General features: G+C 50.5%; 14 protein-coding genes. 6 read left to right on the plus strand and 8 right to left on the minus strand.

What is annotated here, in order from left to right; all coding sequences use genetic code 11:
* The first annotated feature begins 22 nt into the window (after positions 1-22).
* Complete coding sequence (locus IEW88_RS15265) at positions 23-1,771, plus strand: BamA/TamA family outer membrane protein (RefSeq protein ID WP_147904807.1); 1,749 nt, start codon at positions 23-25, stop codon at positions 1,769-1,771.
* 397 nt (positions 1,772-2,168) lie between these two features.
* Positions 2,169-2,390 (plus strand): hypothetical protein, encoded by a 222-nt coding sequence (locus IEW88_RS15270; RefSeq protein WP_123015328.1) that lies wholly within the window; start codon positions 2,169-2,171, stop codon positions 2,388-2,390.
* 285 nt (positions 2,391-2,675) lie between these two features.
* Here IEW88_RS15270 and IEW88_RS15275 read toward each other — a convergent pair whose 3' ends face one another.
* Entirely contained in the window at positions 2,676-2,912 is a 237-nt protein-coding gene (locus IEW88_RS15275; protein WP_092797183.1) for a heavy-metal-associated domain-containing protein, read from the minus strand.
* Positions 2,913-3,076: 164 nt separating this feature from the next.
* Here IEW88_RS15275 and IEW88_RS15280 point away from each other — a divergent pair, with 164 nt between their 5' ends.
* A complete protein-coding gene (locus IEW88_RS15280) occupies positions 3,077-5,443 on the plus strand; it encodes a heavy metal translocating P-type ATPase (RefSeq protein WP_147904808.1) in 2,367 nt (788 codons plus the stop codon).
* Between the two features lie 13 nt (positions 5,444-5,456).
* Positions 5,457-5,861 carry a Cu(I)-responsive transcriptional regulator gene (gene cueR / locus IEW88_RS15285; RefSeq protein ID WP_147904809.1) on the plus strand — a complete coding sequence of 135 codons (405 nt, stop codon included), beginning with the start codon at positions 5,457-5,459 and terminating at the stop codon, positions 5,859-5,861.
* Between the two features lie 77 nt (positions 5,862-5,938).
* On the opposite strand, the gene tnpA is transcribed toward cueR, so the two are convergent.
* The 7 genes from tnpA to IEW88_RS15320 all read right to left on the minus strand — a co-directional run bounded on the left by tnpA (position 5,939) and on the right by IEW88_RS15320 (position 11,923).
* Positions 5,939-6,373, minus strand: coding sequence for an IS200/IS605 family transposase (gene tnpA / locus IEW88_RS15290; RefSeq protein WP_147904810.1), 435 nt, complete (start codon positions 6,371-6,373; stop codon positions 5,939-5,941).
* Positions 6,374-6,543: 170 nt separating this feature from the next.
* On the minus strand, positions 6,544-7,059 hold the full coding sequence (locus tag IEW88_RS15295; RefSeq protein ID WP_147904811.1) for a DUF411 domain-containing protein: 516 nt from the start codon (positions 7,057-7,059) through the stop codon (positions 6,544-6,546).
* Between the two features lie 20 nt (positions 7,060-7,079).
* The gene (locus IEW88_RS15300; protein WP_147904812.1) at positions 7,080-7,565 is read right to left on the minus strand and encodes a YybH family protein; all 486 of its coding nucleotides are present in this window, start codon (positions 7,563-7,565) and stop codon (positions 7,080-7,082) included.
* Positions 7,566-7,603: 38 nt separating this feature from the next.
* Complete coding sequence (locus IEW88_RS15305; protein WP_229670537.1) at positions 7,604-8,509, minus strand: CopD family protein; 906 nt, start codon at positions 8,507-8,509, stop codon at positions 7,604-7,606.
* Between the two features lie 14 nt (positions 8,510-8,523).
* Complete coding sequence (locus IEW88_RS15310) at positions 8,524-8,922, minus strand: copper resistance CopC family protein (RefSeq protein ID WP_147904813.1); 399 nt, start codon at positions 8,920-8,922, stop codon at positions 8,524-8,526.
* A gap of 17 nt (positions 8,923-8,939) precedes the next feature.
* Complete coding sequence (locus tag IEW88_RS15315; RefSeq protein ID WP_147904814.1) at positions 8,940-10,115, minus strand: copper resistance protein B; 1,176 nt, start codon at positions 10,113-10,115, stop codon at positions 8,940-8,942.
* On the minus strand, positions 10,112-11,923 hold the full coding sequence (locus IEW88_RS15320; RefSeq protein WP_288739441.1) for a copper resistance system multicopper oxidase: 1,812 nt from the start codon (positions 11,921-11,923) through the stop codon (positions 10,112-10,114). Before IEW88_RS15320 ends, IEW88_RS15315 begins: the two co-directional genes overlap by 4 nt.
* A gap of 166 nt (positions 11,924-12,089) precedes the next feature.
* On the opposite strand from IEW88_RS15320, the gene IEW88_RS15325 reads away from it, so the two are divergent.
* The gene (locus tag IEW88_RS15325; protein ID WP_026349545.1) at positions 12,090-12,776 is read left to right on the plus strand and encodes a heavy metal response regulator transcription factor; all 687 of its coding nucleotides are present in this window, start codon (positions 12,090-12,092) and stop codon (positions 12,774-12,776) included.
* A complete protein-coding gene (locus tag IEW88_RS15330) occupies positions 12,769-14,160 on the plus strand; it encodes a Cu(+)/Ag(+) sensor histidine kinase (RefSeq protein WP_147904815.1) in 1,392 nt (463 codons plus the stop codon). Before IEW88_RS15325 ends, IEW88_RS15330 begins: the two co-directional genes overlap by 8 nt.
* Positions 14,161-15,193: the final 1,033 nt, after the last annotated feature.

The following is a 15,193-nucleotide window of genomic DNA, read 5'->3' on the forward strand; positions in this document are numbered from 1 at the left end:
GCCTGGTGCCAGTGGAGTTGGTATGCATAATTTAAGTCGGCTTTGTCTCGCTTTACTGGCCGCGTTAGCCGGTAGCGCAGCACAGGCTCAGGAAGTCACCTTTGAACACTTATGTGAGTTTGTTAAAAAAGACTCCGGAGCGGAAAAGTCTGCGGATGAGAAGACCGGAGCGGCGGAACTTGCTGGACCACCTTTTCAGGTGCATTCGATTGAAATTGTCTCCAATCCTATTTTTGACGAAAACGCACCCGATACGATTTGGGTGCACCACTTTGCCAACTGGTTACATATCAATAGTAAAGAATCTGCACTGCGAAAAGAGTTAAGTATTAAACCTGGTGAACAAGTCACGACGGATGATTTAGCAGAAGCGGAGCGTCTACTGCGTGAGAAATCCTATGTACGTGATGCGCGAGTTAGTGTGGTTGAGCCTTGTCATCCTGATGGCAGTAAAAGCGTGAAAGTAGAAACCTGGGATAACTGGAGCTTGCTACCAAACCTTGGACTGGGCCGCACCAGTGGTAAAAATAAGTACTCTTTTGGCTTTAAAGAAGATAATTTTTTGGGGTATGGCGTACGTACGTCTGTAAAATATCAATCCGATTATTTACGCCAGGGCTATGAATTTAAAGTATCAAGTCCGTTGTCTTTGCTTGGGTATCCTGAACTTGATCACAGCTATGTCGATCTTGAATGGACAGAGAATAACGATGGCCGTCGAACTCAGTTCCAGCTTGAAAAGCCCTTTTATCAAGATAGTACAGAGCGGATGTATAAAGCAGGCTGGCTCAGCGATGAAAGACTAGACCAAATTTATCACAATGGTGAACTTGAGAACCGATTCATTACCCTGCAAAAAGAGATTGATCTTCAAACGGGTTGGCTTCTGGATTATCGGGAGCGTACCAGTTTAAGGCTATTGGCAGGTTATAGTTCGCAGCAATGGCAGTTTACAGACGACCCGTTTCAACCTTCGTTGGCTTTACCAGAGGACAGGAGTTACCAGTACCCCTGGATAGGTCTCGACTACAAAGAACATAAATATCAGGTGCTGTCTGATGTGTATCTGATTAATCACAGTGAGGATATCAATTTAGGCTGGCACCATCAGGCAAGGATTGGTGTCCAAACATCTGATTTGGCAAACGATGAGACACTTGGCTATCAAGCACATTGGCTCTCTGAAAAAGGCTTTGGCGACTCAGAGCACTTAACATTACTTGCCCTGCAATTGGATGCCATGTTAGGTATACACGGCGGTGATCAAATCATCGCCTCAGCAAAAGCCGAGGACTTTTATCGTCTGAGTAAAGAGTTTACCTTTTACACTAAACTTCAATACGATCAGCGCAGCCGCAACTACTTGGATCAACCTCTTGATTTGGGTGGTGAAACAGGGCTTCGTGGTTATCCTGTGCAATACCAGCAAGGCACCCAGCGCTGGTTAAGTACAGCAGAGCTTCGCTGGTATCCACAGATCAATATCTACCAACTACTCGATATGGGATTTGTGGCGTTCGCAGATGCAGGGCGAGCTAGTGGTGGCGATATAGAACAAAATGCAGAGCTGAATGGCCTCCGCTCTAAGGCGGATTTACTGGCGGAAAACTACACAGAACAGTGGATTGGTTCTGTAGGCATTGGTGCTCGTTTTTATTCCTCACGCTCGAGCAATAATCATGTCATTCATGTTGACCTGTCAAAACCTGTAGGCGGTGCAAAAGATGTGAACTCGTGGGAAATTCAGTTGAAAGTTGAAGAGAGGTTTTAATTGATTTGTATTTTTCAGGTTAATGTTACATAGCTGAAAATTTAAGCACAGTAGATGCTATCTTTGCACTGAAGCACACGTTGTTTTCTGAACGTTAGACTTTAGAAACAGGTGGATTCGTCCATTACAGTGATCAATACGCTTGTAAGCCCCCAAAAAAATCGAATGTCCGCAAATAAGGCAAAGCAGTGTTTCGTTTTTTCGAGAGCACCTGATCTGAACAGCAGCTTTTCGCTCAGAGCTGACGCTCAAATAACTGGATGATTGCTGAAACTGGTGGTTACATGAAAGTGTAACTGGCGGTAAATTGAGATGACGTTTTGCAGCTAGCTTTTAAAAACATACCATTCGAGTTAAGTTTAATCATTTAGTAAAAGCTGTTACACAGAGGGATACCATGAGCTACTCCGTTGAAATTATCAATAATAACCTTCTGCCTCTGCCTGATGAGCTGTGTACTGAGCTAGGTTTTTCCGTAGGAGATATTTTGGTTTGTGAGATGAATAAAGACCGCTCAGAAATGAGGATGGTAAAGCATACAGACCAGACATTAACTGATGAACAGATCTTAGCTGCTGGGAATTTAACGCGCGTGATAAACACCATGCCTGACGAATGATGGCGGTACTAAAGACTGTCGGAAGCCAATAAACTCCAAGCCGATTTTTTCATTAAGCTCTCTTACTGGCCTTTTTGTCGCTTTTTTACTGCCTAAATTGCACTTTAATCGCGCTTAAAGTGGCTTTGACGAGTCCGGTTGAGGTCGATAACTTGAAAACTGAGTGGATGGTGGTAAAAAGACAAAAAGCGGCAGGGTAAAGATCACAGTCTTAAAAAAGCAAACCCCAGTGTTAAAAACCGGGGTTTGTCATTAATCTGAAGCCACCTTAAGGTGGCTTTTTCGTTAGGCGCTGTGGCAGGTGTTCGCCGGATTACAGCAGCTGGCTTTGACTTCTGTCGCCGGATATCCCGCCTCTGTTAAGACCTCCATTACCTCTGCAGAGCTCAGTTCCGTGCTGAGCTGCAGCGTTTTGTCGGTCAGGTTAGTCTGTATTTTTGCATCACCATCTGCTGTGAGGATGGCTTTGGTAACCATGCTAACGCAGTGGCCACATGTCATGTCAGCGATATGGAACTTCATAGTGTTTCTCTCCTGTGGTGTGTTCATGACACAAGCTAATGCTTGCCACTGTGGTACAGTCAAGCCGCTATTTTAAGTTTTTTTGAAAGTTGTTTGACCTTGCCATAATGGTAAGGTTTAGTCTTGTTATGCCTGATAACATTTCTCAACCTGGAGTTACGGATATGGCAGCAACAATACAACTTGCAATAAAGGGCATGACCTGTGCGTCCTGCGCGAATCGGATTGAAAATGCACTGCGCGCTGTGGCCGGCGTGACCTCAGCCAGCGTCAACCTGGCAACAGACATCGCAACGGTAGCAGGCGATGCCCGCTTTGACGAGCTTAGTGCAGCGGTAACCCGTGCCGGCTATGAACTGGACACGGCTAACCGGCAATATGCGGTAAAGGGTATGACCTGTGCGTCTTGCGCCGGCCGGGTGGAAAAAAGCCTGTTAAAGGTGCCTGGTGTGCTAAGCGCGTCAGTAAACCTGGCTACAGAGCAGGTAAGCCTGACCCTGTTACCCGCCACAGAAGACCGCGCCCTGAAACAGGCCGTTGCCGATGCCGGGTATGAGCTGATCCTCAGCCAGGCTTCGCCTGAGGCTCAAAATTCCCCTGCTCAACCACGACGTTTTTATCAGCGTGACAGCTGGCCAGTGATCGGTGCTGCCTTACTCACCCTGCCGTTAGTATTGCCGATGGTGGGCATGCTGTTCGGTGCCGACTGGATGTTGCCTGCCTTGTGGCAATGGCTGTTAGCAACACCGGTACAATTTTACTTTGGCGCGCGCTTTTACAAAGCCGGCTGGCATGCACTGAAAGCGGGCACCGGCAATATGGACCTGCTGGTATCAATGGGTACCAGTGCCGCTTATGGCTTATCGCTCTATCTGTGGTACAGCTTTGATGGGCATCATGGCGCACCACACCTGTACTTTGAAAGTGGCGCGGCAGTATTAACCCTGGTACTGCTGGGTAAGTTACTGGAGAAACGCGCCAAGCGGCGTACGACCGATGCGCTGCAAGCACTGGAAAACTTAAAACCGACATCAGCAAGGGTCTGGCGCAATAATAGCTGGCACAGTATTGCAGCGGCTGAGCTGCTCAAAGGTGATCGCATTCAGGTGCTGCCAGGAGAACGGATACCGGCCGACGGCATAGTGACAGAGGGCAGCAGCCACGTGGATGAGGCACTAATCAGCGGCGAAAGTGTGCCGCTGCATAAAACCTCTGGCGATAAAGTGACGGGCGGCTCGGTTAATCTCGATGGTCGGCTGGAGTTCGAGGCCAGCGCCTTAGGTGCAGAATCCACCTTGTCAAAAATTATCCGCCTGGTAGAGCAGGCTCAGGGCGCGAAAGCACCAGTGCAAGCCCTGGTGGATAAGATAAGCAGTATCTTTGTACCGGTAGTATTACTGGTCGCCTTAGCCACCGTGCTGATTTGGGGTCTGGCGTTTGCCGATTGGCAGCAAGGTATTCTTAATGCAGTAGCGGTATTGGTTATAGCCTGTCCCTGTGCTTTGGGTCTGGCCACTCCGGCGGCCATTATGGCCGGTACCGGCACAGCGGCGCGCCAGGGTATTTTGGTGAAAGATGCTGTCGCGCTGGAGCAGGCGACAAAAATTGATTATGTGGTGTTTGATAAAACCGGCACCCTCACCGAGGGTAAACCCGTATTAACGCAGCTGAATGCGCTTAACAACGAAACTGAGTTGGCCGCACTGGCCTATGCGTTATCACAGTACAGCGAACACCCACTGGCCAAAGCAATTGTTAGCTATGCTATCAACCACAATGTCGATTTATTGGCAGTATCGGATTTTGCTGTAGTGGCCGGAAAAGGCGTGAAAGCTAACGTCAAAGGCCGTGCGGTAATGCTGGGCTCAGGTAGCTGGATGAGAGAGATGGGGCTGACATTACCGCAAGACCTTATCGCAGTGCCGGGCGCCTCGGTATCCTGGCTGGCAGAGAAAACTGCTCAGGGCACGACATTGCTCGGTTTGCTGTGTTTTGCCGATAAAGCCAAAGCCCAGGCAAAAAATGCGGTACATAAATTACAAGCTGCCGGTATTCAGGTTGCCATGTTAACGGGTGATTCAGCGGCCAGCGCCGAGTATGTTGCCAAAGAGCTGGGGCTGGATAACTTTAACGCCGAAGTGCTGCCGCAGGGTAAAGCACAAGCCGTAGCGGCCTATCAGCAGCAAGGCTATAAAGTAGCGATGGTGGGCGATGGCATTAATGATGCCCCTGCTTTGGCTCAAGCTGATTTAGGTATCGCGATGGCAACAGGTACCGATGTTGCGGTCAGTGCGTCTGCATTTACGCTGATGCGTGGCGACCCGGAACTGGTTGCGACAGCACTGCTGCTCGCCAGTGCAACCTACCGTAATATTCAGCAAAATCTGTTCTGGGCCTTTGCCTTCAATACTATCGGTATACCGCTGGCGGCGCTGGGCTTTTTAAACCCGGTGATTGCCGGCGCAGCGATGGCCTGTAGCAGTGTGCTGGTGGTAACCAATGCCCTGCGTTTGCAACGCATGTCTTTTTAACAAGGAGCAGCAAATGGCGACCTTACTAACCATTGGTGATGCGGCAAAAGAGAGTGGCTTAAGCGCCAAAATGATCCGGCACTATGAGCAATCCGGTTTGCTGAGAAAATCACCACGCACTGATTCCGGTTACCGGCTTTACAACAGTGAGCAAATTAACCAGCTACGTTTTATTCGTCAGGCACGCAACCTGGGGTTTTCGTTACACGATATCCAGTCGCTGCTGGCATTATGGCAAGACCCACAGCGTGAAAGCCGGGTGGTAAAACAGCTGGCTCAGCAACACCTGGATGAAATTGCCGGCAAAATTGCCGAGCTGCAGCATATGCAGCAGGTGCTGACGGCGCTGGCCGACAGCTGCCGGGGCGATGGCAGCCCACATTGCCATATCTTGCAGCAACTGGAGAAACCCGGCTGACATTATCGTGCTTCAGTAAAGAATCCACCTTCTGAAGAAGGTGGCTTTGCGTGAAGCCCCTCAAAGGGGCCTTTTGTCTAGTCCAGTGCTAGTTCCGCCTGTTCCTGACGTTCCATTTTTTCCTGATGTCTTACATAGCGCCTAATTATATCCTCGTTGATCCCCACTGAATCTACGAAATAACCACGTTGCCAGAATCGATTACCCCACATCTTGTTCTTTCTCAAATGCGGGAATTTACTGAACAATTTCAACGCTATTTTTCCCTTCAATGCACCCATTAACTTCGATATTGATATCTTCGGTGGGACTTTTATCACCAGATGCACATGGTCTATCTGCACATTAAGTTCTACGACTTCACAACCCAACTGAGCACTGTATACCTGAATACAACGCCAGACCTCCTTGCCTACATTATCTTTCAATATCCTGAATCTGTACTTCGGCGTCCAGACTATATGGTATTGACACCGCCAGAACACATGCGATGCTTGCTGATATCTACTCATGCTTTTTACCTCTTTGACTCTGCGAAAAATCAAAGCGGCAATTAGCATGAGTAGGTCTTTACAGGCAAAGCCTTTTGGATGATAACCACCTACTGAAGTAGGTGGTTTTGGGGCTGAAAATAAAAAAACACCACTTTAAAAGTGGTGTTTTTTTAAGCGCCTATTATTGGCTACTGCATCGAAGCATCGCTGATGTGGGCGTAGACGCTGGCGCTGCCATCTTTGTTTAGCAGCAGAATGTCGTACGGCATAAAGCGGTCTTCGACCTCCATGCCCGGTGAGCCGAGCGGCATCGCCGGTACACTCAGGCCAATCGCATCCGGATGCGACTCAGCGAGGAATTGCCGGATGTATTTAGCAGGGATATGGCCTTCAAAAGCATAGCCCTGCTCCGATACGGCGGTGTGACAGGAATAATACTGTGGTAAGATACCGTAGCGGGCTTTAATGCCACTTAAATCATCATAATTTTTCGTGTGTGCAACCACTCCCTGCTGTTCAAGGTGCAATACCCACTTTTTACAGCAACCGCAGCTTGGCGTTTTGTATACCGTGAGGGTTAGTGCTGCCGCATTGCCAGCACTGTCGGACAAAGCTGTAGTTTCCGGTTTAGCCGGGCCGGCGTCTTTACAACCAGCCAATAGCGCAGTGGCTGCCAGCATTGCCGCTATCAGAGTTAACTTCATAGTGCTCTCCCGCTGTTGCCTTAGTGCGACCAGTGCACATGCACGATCTTCCAACCGTCGCCGTTATCTACCAGCACCAGCGTTTCTTTACTGATAACGTCAACCGGCTTGCCTTTATAGTCGCCAGTCAGTTGGCTGCGGCTAACCGAATAGGCCACCTTGCCCAGCACCTTGGTCTGATGTTCCAGCGCCTCTACCTGTACCGCCGCCATAAATTTCATATCGGCCAGCATATGGTGACTGGCATACTCATCTGCCGAGCGCTCTACGCCATTACCTTCGACAATCAGTACGTCATCTGCCAGCATGGCGCGGGCAGCATTGGCATCACCAGCGCGTAACGCCTGATGAAACGCTTTTACCGCCTGAGCGGCAGCGGTGCTTTCGCCGACAAACAAGGCCGGGGCGGCATGCTTTTCATTGCCGTGCGCCTGCACACTAACGGGGCATAGCAACGCCAGGCCCAGGCTGATGGCAGACAAGGTTTGAATTTTATTGCGAAACATATTAGGTATCCTGTTGTAATTATTCGAATAAGGCTGACTTATTCTGCTAAGCCAACCACAGTGGTAAAGCTGCTGCTGGTGGCCAGTACCAATAGCGCCAACAGCATTTCGATAAAAATAGACCGTGCCAGCAACCGGCTGTTCTGCTGCTGCGCCAATGCTTTGACCAGGTTAAATTTATGCCAGGCTGCCAGCAGTAACATGGCCGCGACCAACATCAGCTTTAACAGCATTAAACGACCATAGTCGGTTACAAACAGCGCTGCAGGCGAATCGAGTAGCTGCAGTAAGATCAGCACGCCACAGCTGATAAGCACTAACACCACAATTACCGCTACGCGGCCAAACTGCTGCATCAGTGCCAGTAACCTATCCGGGGCTAAGCGGTAACAGCTTTGCCACAGCGGCAGCAACGAACCTACCCAGGCCGAAATGGCCAGTACATGCAATGTCAGTAATAGCTGCCATGTCCATGTCAAACTGGCCACGTGGCCGGTTTGACTAAAGCTGGCAGCCAGCAATAAGGCGGCGATACTCACCAGCGCAATGCTACCCGCTTTACCACTGTGGCTAAAGCGCCAGGCCCAAAGCGACAGCGTCGCAAACCCGCATAACAGTAATAGCAGCTGGGTGCGCATTGCCGATTGCCAAACCATCTGCAGCATCAGGCTATCGGCCATTCCTGCTATACCGGCCTCGGCTAGTGCGCCTGCCTGTAGCGGCAGATACAGCAGCGCAAGTAGCATACCCACAGCCGACCAGCCCAGTACAAGGCGTTCTAACCACAGCCGAAATGCAAGGCAATCAGACTGTCGCTGTGATTGCCGCTGAGTTAAAGCCGGTAACAGCAGCAAAAACGCTGCAGCAATACTGCCGCTAACCGCAAGATAACTCAGCAGCTTGTGGGCAAATAAGGCTAACACCCAGGCATCGCTAAACATCATCAAACCTCGTTTATTTAGTGCTGATGTGCGTGCGCGCTATCAGCTTTCACTCCGCTGTCCTTGCTAGCGTGCAGCATAAAACTGAAATCACCTTTCATTTTATGATCATCGTTACCCAAGCCGACCCAATTCACCTGATAATTGCCCGCGGCAAGCGGCGGTAGCGGCCAGCTATATTGAGTTGCGGCTTCAAGGCTTGGCGTGAACGCAAATGCAATTGCAGTAGTCGCATCTTGCAATAGCTCAACTTTGATCAGCTTGATCGGGCCGCTAAAACTGATGCTCAGTGTGGCCGGAGCCTGCGTCAGCATGGCATTATCTGCTGGCACCGATGCAGTAAGCTTAACATGTGCCAGCACCGGCGTGGCTGCGGCCATACTGAGTACCGCCAGCAAAGTTATTACTTTTTTCATAATCATGTCCTTCACGTTTAAAACCAAAACCTGATGCCGGCAACCCAGGATGTTTCTGCTGTCGATGCATCCTGCAGGCGGGCAAAATCTGCCGTGTTACCATATTTGTTATGCCACTCTACCCCGACATAGGGTGCGAACTGGCGGGAGAATTCATAGCGCAGCCGAAGCCCTGCCCCCAGTGAAGACAGGCCTTTACCCAGCTGATTGACCTCATCGTCTTTGCCATAGGCCGTCAGTTCAGCCCGCGCCTGTAAAATCAGGCGCTGAGTTAACAGCAGCTCGTATTCGGCTTCGGCACTTAGCGCAGTGCGCCCACCACTGCCCAGATAAGCCGTTACGTCCACTTCAAACCAATACGGCGCCAGGCCCTGCACACCCAATGCCAGCCACTGCCGGTTGGTGCCATCGGCAACCTGATCCAGGCGCAGCCCAAGCTGACCATCCCAATAGGCTGCTATCGCGTGGCTCCATAACAGCTCGGTGCTGCTCTCTTCCAGCTTGCCGTCACTGACTTCAGCTTCGGTTTTCAGCACCAACCGATCATAGGTCGTACCATACCAGGCTTGCAGCTCCAGTTCGCCAGCTTCACTGTCGGCATTGTATTCCAGCCGATCGCCCAGCACGGACCACTGTGGATGTTCAACGCCGTGCTTTAAATGGCGTGAATCGGCCATGCCATAGGGCCCGTCAGTCAGGGTGTAGCCGTTGGAGTAGGCATGTGGATCGCGGGCATTAGCCGGCGCCTTACCGCCTTGCATCTGCATATCGGCATGGTTCATCGTGCTGTGATCCATACTGCTGTGATCCACGGCCTGCTCAGCATGGGTCATTTCACTATGGTTCATCTCGGTATGATCCATTTTGCTATGGTCCACTTCGCTGTGGTCCATCTGGCTATGGTCTACGGCCTGCTCAGCGTGGCCCATTTTACTGTGGTCCATGCCGCTATGATCCATCTGACTGTGATCCATGTCACTAGGGTTCGTCTGGCTATGGTCAACCGCCTGCTCAGCGTGGTTCATCTTGCTATGGTCCATTTTGCCGTGGTCCATTTTGCTGTGGTCCATGCCACTGTGCGTTGGTACCGGCGGTTTCTCAGTGGCGTTCTGCGCTGCCACGCCAGGGCTGAGCGCCACAGTACAGGCCAGCGCCAGCAGCGACAAGGTTAGCGTTACGTTGGCTGTTTTCATGACACCACCACTTCTCTGAACATACCCGCATCCATATGGAACAATAAATGACAATGCCAGGCCCAGCGCCCGACATCATGCGGCGTGGTTAAAAAGCTGATGCGCTGCGCCGGTTGCACCGGAATGGTATGGCGGCGTACCTGTACGGCACCGTTGTCACTTTCCAGATCACTCCACATACCGTGTAAATGCATCGGGTGGGTCATCATGGTGTCGTTTTGCAAGATCACCCGGATACGCTGATTGTGCTTCATATGCACCGGTGTGCTTTTACTAAACTCTAAGCCATCGAATGACCAGGTGTAGCGCTCCATATTGCCGGTCAGATGCAGCTCAATTTCCGCCTCCGGGCCGCCCGGCTCAATAATACCGTCCAGCGAATGTAAATCGGCCAGGGTCAGCGCGCGCCGCCCGGTATTGCGCAAACCAATGCCCGGATCGTCCAGGTTGGTTCTTGGCATATCCACCCGCATATCCACCGACGGGCCATACTCGGTGCTGGCATGACGCACAGTTGAACTGGCTTTGGCATAAGGCACCGCCGGGCCATGCTGACTGTGATCGATAGCCATAGCACCATGCTGGCTATGATCTTCCGCGCCATTGCCGTGCGCCATCGCGCTGTGGCCGTGGCTGTGGCTGTCGCTTGCGCCATGGTTCATATTGCCCATCATGTCAGCCATCGTCAGCCATTCCACCGGATCCAGCGCAGGCACCGGTGCATTTAAGCTCTCGGCCACGGCCAGGGTACCGCGGGCATAGCCACTGCGGTCCATGCTCTGGGCAAAAATGGTGTAGGCATCATTTTGCGGCGAGACGACAACATCATAGGTTTCGCCCGGGCCAAAGCGGAACTCATCTACCGTTACCGGGTGTACATTCTGGCCGTCAGCCTGCACCACAGTCATTTTCAGCTCGGGAATACGCACATCAAAAAAGCTGTTGCTGGAGCCATTGATAAAACGCAGCCGCACACGCTCACCGCGCTTAAATAGGCCGCGCCAGTTTGCCAGCGGCGAACTGCCATTGATTAAATAGGTAAAAGTGGCCGCGGAGATATCCGCCAGATCGGTGGGGTTCATCCGCATTTGCTGCCACATCTGCCGTTTCGCCAGCGCCGCGTCCAGCCCTCTGTCAGTGATATCGCGCAGCATGTCCTGCACTGTTGGCTGATTAAAATTGTACAAATCACTTTGCACTTTTAATTTGCGAAACACCGTATGTGGATCTTCATCGGTCCAGTCTGACAGCTGCACCACATATTCGCGATCGGCGGCAATTACATCCTGCGCTTTGGGTTCAATGATCAGCGCGCCATACATGCCGGTCATTTCCTGAAAGCCACTGTGCGAGTGATACCAGTACGTGCCGCTTTGCTTTAACGTAAAACGATAGACAAAGGTTTCGCCGGGCATAATGCCTCTGAAGCTCATGCCGGGTACGCCGTCCATCTGGTAGGGTAAAATAATACCGTGCCAGTGAATTGAGCTGGGCACCGACAAGGTATTGGTTACCCGTATGGTCACGTCATCGCCTTCTCGCAAGCGTAAGGTCGGTGCCGGTATCGAACCATTGATGGTGGTGGCTTTACGGACCACGCCGGTAAAATTTACCAGCGCTTCGCCGATGGTTAAATCAATCACGTTACCGCTGAGCTCAGTGGCATAGCCGGTAAAGGCATTATCTTTAAAGGCGCTACCCGCCCTGACGATATGCGGAAAAGTGGCCAGCACGCCGCCCACCGCCAGCCCCTGAACAAAACGGCGCCGTGAAACAGATAACGGCATCATGGTTTTGGCTTTTGTCATTTGGAACCTCCAATGCATTTTGTATGCTAAGCAGTGTAGTGTGCGAAACTGTCAGCAGCATGACCTGAACATGACAAAGTTGTAATCTTAGCGTCATGTTGCTGTTTGCTACTTTATGGCGTAATACTGCCAGAGCTATGCCAGATCCATGTTTGGGGAGAACAAGGTGCGTTTGCTGATTGTAGAAGATGAACAAAAAACCGGTGACTATTTAAAGCAAGGCCTGAGCGAAGCCGGTTTTCAGGTGTCACTGGTCAGAAATGGCCTGGATGGCCATCATCTGGCGATGACAGAAGATTTCGATTTAATCATGCTGGATGTGATGCTGCCGGACGTCAGCGGCTTACGTATTGTTCAGGCGCTAAGAGAAAATCATAACCATACGCCGGTACTATTTCTGTCGGCCCGCGACAGCGTCGACGACCGGGTAAAAGGCCTGGAGCTTGGCGCCGACGACTACCTGATCAAACCCTTTGCTTTCTCAGAGGTGCTGGCAAGGGTCAGAACCCTGCTACGCCGTGGTCAGGCCGCACCGCAGTCAGAATTATTACAAGTTGCCGATTTACAACTGGATATTGCTAAGCGTAAAGCTAGTCGTAGCGGTGCCAAAATAGCGCTGAGTAATCAGGAATTTAGCTTGCTTGAACTGCTGATGCGCCGCCGTGGTGAAGTTCTGCCGCGCTCGTTAATCGCCTCGCAGGTATGGGATATGAATTTTGACAGCGACACCAATGTGATTGACGTTGCTATTCGCCGCTTGCGCGGCAAAATTGATGACGGCTTTGCGGCAAAACTGATCCATACCGTGCGCGGTATGGGCTATAAACTGGACGATGAGCAATCTGATGCATAACGCTGGCACACGCCCCCTGTCGATCACCGTTCGCGTGGTCCTTTTCGTCACGCTGACTATTTCGATCTGCCTGTTTTTCGTGCAGCAATTGCTGCTTAGCTCCGTCGAACATCACTTTATCGAACAGGATGCCGACGAGTTAGCCGTGATCCTGCACGCGGTTGAGCACACGCTGACTACCGCTCAGGACGGCCAGCAACAGCCGGCACAGACGCTGGCCAAAGCGGTATCGGGCCATCACGGTGTTTACTATCAGGTGATGGATAGCCAAAACCGCTTACTGTACCGCAATGCCGACGTTGACTTAAGCCTGCTGGCTGCCAACACCCCGGCCAGCGCCGACTACAATGCCAAAACCATCCACCACTGGCAGCTGGACGGCAAAGCCTATCGCGGTGTGTTCAGCCGCCTGACCACGGCAGATCAGCACTATAAGGTAATTGCTGCTATTGATATCAGTTTTCATACCCATTTCTTGGCGCAGTTACAGCGCAGCCTGGGGCTGATTTTACTCGGCTCTGCACTGCTCACCTTGCTGGCGGCCTGGCTGGCGGTGCATCAGGGGTTGAATCCACTCAGAGGCCTTAGCGAACAAATGCGTGATATTCAAACCAGTAAACTGGATATTCGCTTGTCCCCGGGCGAGGTCCCGACCGAACTGCGCCACATGGTGCAGTCTTTTAATCTGATGTTAGATCGGCTGGAGCAGGGGTTTACCAAGCTGTCGCACTTTAGTGCCGACATTGCCCACGAGCTGCGCACGCCGCTGACCAATATGATCACGCAAACGCAGGTCAGCTTATCGCGCGCGCGCAGCGCCGACGAGTACCAGAATCTGCTGTTCTCCAATCTGGAAGAGCTGGAGCGGCTGAATAAAATGATTAGCGATATGCTGTGGCTGGCCAAAAGTGACAATGGCCTGTTAACACTGCAAAAGCAGCCGCTGGAGCTAAAGCAGGAAGTGGCCGCAATTTTCAACTTTTTCGAAGCCTGGGCGGCAGAAAGTCAGGTTGGCCTTAGCTATCACGGTGCCAATATTATTGTGCAGGCAGATCGCACCTTGCTGCGCCACGCCCTGACCAATTTATTATCCAATGCGCTTAGGTATACCCCGCCCGGCGAAACCATTACCGTCAGCACCACCGCAGCAGCCGACAGCACCACCATCACGGTAGAAAACCCGGGCCAGCCGATCCCGCCACAGCATTTGCCGTTTTTATTCGATCGCTTCTATCGTGCTGACGCCTCGCGCCAACGCCAGATAGAAGGCTCGGGTTTGGGCCTAGCCATTACCAAAGCCATAGTCGATGCTCATCAGGGCCAGTTAAGCGTCGAATCAGATGCGCGCTCTACCCGCTTTAGCATCAGGCTTAAACTGGCGTGACGTCGGTTAAACTCACCGCGGTGCTATGCGGTATTAGCCAAGTAACATCCACAGTCGGGATTGGCTATATCCAAAACAGAATTGATAAGTACTTTGAAAAAGCACAAATTAAGTTTCTTTGGTTACTAGCCCACAGAGCGGTAAGGGATCTTTCGACCTGAATCCAATACTCGATGTTTCCTTGTTCATTCCGCCAATCCTGTTCAATTGTCCTGACATATTCATACATTGATGCAAATGCAAAACCCTGATTAGGTAGTGGTCCAACAGTCACTGATTTGATCTAATCTGAACAGCAGCCTCTCGTTTGAGGTAGACCCTATGTTGAATTCCATATGTGACAACTCCTTTTTCAATCTTGGCGATGTCTAGGAAATAAATGGCGAGTCGGTCATCTAAACTGTAACTTAATTACAGTAATGAACACCAAGTTACAACTTAACATTTTAAGCAAAACAGAAAGTTCATTTTATGTTTAAAAAGCAAGAGTTCATTTTATGGTTTAAAATCACCTAAGCAACTGATATTTAAAGAACATAAGAGTTCACTTTATGGTTAAAACGACATATGTCCGGTGACCAAACGGTGACGATGGCGTGACCATTCATGTTTTACCAGCCTTTTCTGACTTCATAAAATGACCTTTGCTCCGAAAGCTCATGCGCCAGTAGAAGTCACCGTAGAGAGGTAAAATTATGCCTCACATGTTTCATCTTTAGCTCAATGAGCGATTCCCTAAAGTAACACTTTAATCACTGCTTTTCACTGAAAGCAGACAATCCTGCCAAAACTAAAGCTGAGCTCTCGAAAATTTCGAGACTTCAATACATCGTTAAAACGTAAAAAAGCGCACATTGATTTTTTCTTTTTTTACTAGTTATAAGCGTTCGGATTATAACGATGTAGCACAAAAAATTAGCTGTCCACTACAATAAACCGAGCAATGACATTTTTATGTAAAAAAACCACCATCAATGGAGACTGACAATCAGATAGCTATGTAAGGAACAATTGACTGCAAACGCTCCCCTGA

It is taken from the genome of Rheinheimera tangshanensis, assembly GCF_014645135.1.
Lineage (GTDB): Bacteria > Pseudomonadota > Gammaproteobacteria > Enterobacterales > Alteromonadaceae > Pararheinheimera > Pararheinheimera tangshanensis.